Below are 3,361 nucleotides of genomic sequence, written 5' to 3'. Positions count from 1 at the left end.
TGGAAATCAATGCCGAGGCTGAGATGGCAGAGGAAGACAGCGTATACAACTATTATAAAAAACTGATCCGCCTGAGAAAAGAAAATGAGATTATGGTCCAGGGCAGATTTGTTCCCCTTCTGGAAGAAGACGACCATATCTATGCATACGAAAGACTTTGGGAAGGTGAAAAAATTGTAGTGGCATGCAATTTTACAAAAGAAGTGCAGGCATGCGATTTGTTCCGGGGATTAGAGGACGGCAGAGAGCTGATATCTAATTACAAAGAACATAAATCAGGTGTACTTCAGCCTTATGAAGCCATTGCAGTTTTGTGCAAAATATAATATCTCATATAACATATAAAAAATAACTATCGGTAAATCTTAATTGAACTTCGGTTCATAAATAAAATTTACCGATAGTTTTTTTATGCAGAAATTAAAATGACAGATGGACAAGCCGTATCAACATGCTTAAAAGCATCTTTTTTTGTTATTGAAAAAAATGTTTGAAAAAAATGTTATGATATTGATAGAATTTACAGACAGGTATACGAAATAATAAGTGTAACAGGTAATACGTTACAGCAAGCTTGCAGGCAAATACCTTGCACAATTCGGCGGGATATTTGAACCTCGCGGCAGCCTTCAGCCGGATATACAGAGATGTAGGAATGGCTCGCTGTCCACGGGAATAAATCCATGGGGGAAAAAATGAAAATAAGAGAAGAAAATTTTATAGAACAATTAAAAATAAGAAACGAAAAAGCTCTTATGTATATCATAGACCAGTATGGAGGACTTCTAAAGTCTGTGATAGGAAAGCACATGTATGCTTTGAAAGATTATCAGGAGGAATGTTTAAATGATGTCCTCTTAGGAATCTGGAATAATATTTCTTACTTTGAGGAAGAGAAGAATTCCTTTAAAAACTGGGCGGCGGGAATTGCCAGATATAAAGCGATTGATTATCTCAGAAAATATGCCAAAGAACTGGAAAATACAAACTGGGAAGATGTCGTTATAGTAAAAGAAGATGAGGCGATTCAAAAGACGGTGGAACAGGAAATTTCGGAGGAACTGGAACGGATGCTGTCATGTCTGTCACCGGAAGACCGGGAAATATTTTTAAAGATATATGTGGAAGAGCAGGAAATGGATGAGATCAGCAAAGAGACAGGTCTCAAAAAAACAGTTATTTATAACCGCGTATCCAGGGGTAAGAAGAAAATAAGAACATTATTTTCAAATGGGAAAGGAGCAGATATCGTATGAAAAGAAATATATATGAATTATTAAATGAAGTAGAAACAGACTTAAGCGAATATCAGGATGAGCATTTAACACAGCTGGAAAACAAAAGAATAAAGAAAAAGGTGATGGGGAATATGAAAAAGAAAAACAGTGGAAAGAAAATAGCAGTGGCTGCCTGTGTCTGCCTGTGTGCGGCAGGCCTGGCAGCAGGTCCGTTAAAAGGGGAAGTACAGGCTGCAGTGAAATATGTGTCTTATACCATCGCAAATTCACTTGGCATACAAAAGGATTTATCCCCTTACGAAAGCATCTTAAATCAGTCTGTAAGTGATGCAGGAGTAACAATTACATTAAATTCTGTCATTCTGGATGAAAATGAACTGGTAGTTTCCACTACAGAGGTCTATGAACGTGAATTGCAAGAAAATGATATGAGTACCATCAGCGGCAGAATATTTATTAACGGAAGAGATGTAAGTACAGGTGCAAGCGGAGGAACCGCACAGGCAGACCCGCATACTATGGAGAGTGTAATGCATTACGATATCAAAGGGCTTGATACCAGCAGCAAACTGGATTTTGAACTGGTATTCAGTGACCGTGAGGGAAGCGGAAACTGGGAATTTGCATTTGAGGCAGATGGAAGTAAGCTAAGTATCGACACATTCCGCCTTGCAATGGACAATACTTTCCAGTTGCCGGACGGAACTCAGGTAGTATTAAATGAATTTACCAATAATGCACTGGGAGAAAAGATATATTTCACATATAATACAGATCGCTGCAATTATGATATGAAACTGGAAGGAACAGACAATCTGGGGAACGAAGTAAACTTTTATCTCTCCAGATCCGGCAGCGGTCAGGGACGTTTTAATATTGATGATTTAAGGCCACATATCGGAGAGGATGCATCTTCCGTTACATTGACCCTTTATGCAGTAGAATTTCCGAAAGAAAGCGGTAAAATGAGTAATGATTTTCAAAAGATTGGGGAACCTTTTACAATAAACTTAAAATAAGGATTGTTGGAAAGTTATAAAACAAAAAAGATTAAATGAAGACTGCAGATGCAGTCTTTGTTTTTGTCGGAAAAGATTGGAAATAATATTCAAAAACTACTTGACAAAATGAACTGTAATTGATATTATTACAGTATCAACTGTAACTAACAGGATAACAGATAAGATAAAGAGAAGGTGGGAAGGAATGTGACCAGCGAATTTACTGTGGCAGTTCATGCAATCGTTTTTCTAAATCATAAAAAAACCATTTTAGCCAGTGATGTTCTGGCAGATAATGTATGTACCAACCCAGCCAGAATACGGAAAGTGATGGCTAAGCTGAAAAAAGCAGGGCTGGTCGTAACGAAGGAAGGTATTGATGGGGGATATTATTTTGATCAGGATCCCAATTCCGTAAATTTACAACAGATTTGTGATGCGCTGGATACCAAGATTGTTTCTTCTGGATGGCGTTCAGGAAATGCCTGTCTGAAATGTTTAATTGCTTCAGGAATGGCAGATATTATGGATGAAATTTATGAAGATTTGGATGATGCTTGTAAGAAGCGCCTGAGTCAGATCACCATACAGAATATTGATGATAAAATTTTTAAGTCAAAACCTGCACTTTAACAGCAGAATACGCGTTGCTGTAAAGTATAAAATCACAAATAACAGAGATAATACAACAAAAAAAGGAGTAATCGCTTATGAGTCTTATTAAAACAAATGAATCTAGTTTTGAACAGGATGTATTACAGGCACAGGGACCTGTATTAGTTGATTTTTACGCTGACTGGTGTGGACCATGTAAAATGGTGGGTCCGATCCTGGAGCAGATTGCAAATGAGGATACATCTGTAAATATCGCAAAAGTAAATATAGATGAAAACCCAAATCTTGCAGCAAAATACAAGGTGATGTCTATACCGACATTAATGGTATTCCGTAACGGACAGCCAGAGAAACCAATGGTTGGAGCAGGATCCAAAAAGCAGATTCTGGATTTGATCGGTTAAATTACAAAAGGATAATATAAAAAATAAATAGTAGTGAAATGTTACAGTAGTCAAAAACCCCGCTGCAAGCAACGGGGTTTTTGTTCTCCGCTTCCGCTCCGGT

General features: G+C 37.6%; 4 protein-coding genes and 1 pseudogene. All 5 read left to right on the top strand.

All coding sequences use genetic code 11. From position 1 onward, the window contains the following. Window positions 1-326, top strand: a pseudogene (locus ACH2DQ_RS19075) (glucohydrolase); the annotation flags it as partial. Window positions 327-695: 369 nt separating this feature from the next. Continuing rightward, window positions 696-1,256 (top strand): sigma-70 family RNA polymerase sigma factor, encoded by a 561-nt coding sequence (locus ACH2DQ_RS19070; RefSeq protein ID WP_394913654.1) that lies wholly within the window; start codon window positions 696-698, stop codon window positions 1,254-1,256. Then, window positions 1,253-2,257 (top strand): DUF4179 domain-containing protein, encoded by a 1,005-nt coding sequence (locus ACH2DQ_RS19065; RefSeq protein WP_394913655.1) that lies wholly within the window; start codon window positions 1,253-1,255, stop codon window positions 2,255-2,257. The genes ACH2DQ_RS19070 and ACH2DQ_RS19065 overlap by 4 nt, the downstream gene beginning before the upstream one ends. 189 nt (window positions 2,258-2,446) lie before the next feature. Further along, entirely contained in the window at window positions 2,447-2,872 is a 426-nt protein-coding gene (locus tag ACH2DQ_RS19060; protein WP_394913656.1) for an RrF2 family transcriptional regulator, read from the top strand. A 77-nt stretch (window positions 2,873-2,949) separates the two neighbouring features. Continuing rightward, the gene (trxA, locus tag ACH2DQ_RS19055; RefSeq protein ID WP_394913657.1) at window positions 2,950-3,258 is read left to right on the top strand and encodes a thioredoxin; all 309 of its coding nucleotides are present in this window, start codon (window positions 2,950-2,952) and stop codon (window positions 3,256-3,258) included. The last annotated feature ends 103 nt before the right edge of the window (window positions 3,259-3,361 follow it).

This window comes from Robinsoniella sp. (genome assembly GCF_034124845.1).
Note: the sequence above shows the minus strand (reverse complement) of the source record. Positions and strands in the feature narration are given on the sequence as shown.

Coding starts and splice junctions, on each gene's coding strand:
- ACH2DQ_RS19065 (WP_394913655.1), top strand. CDS start 1,253: ATGAAAAGAAATATATATGAATTATTAAATGAAGTAGAAACAGACTTA.
- trxA (WP_394913657.1), top strand. CDS start 2,950: ATGAGTCTTATTAAAACAAATGAATCTAGTTTTGAACAGGATGTATTA.
- ACH2DQ_RS19070 (WP_394913654.1), top strand. CDS start 696: ATGAAAATAAGAGAAGAAAATTTTATAGAACAATTAAAAATAAGAAAC.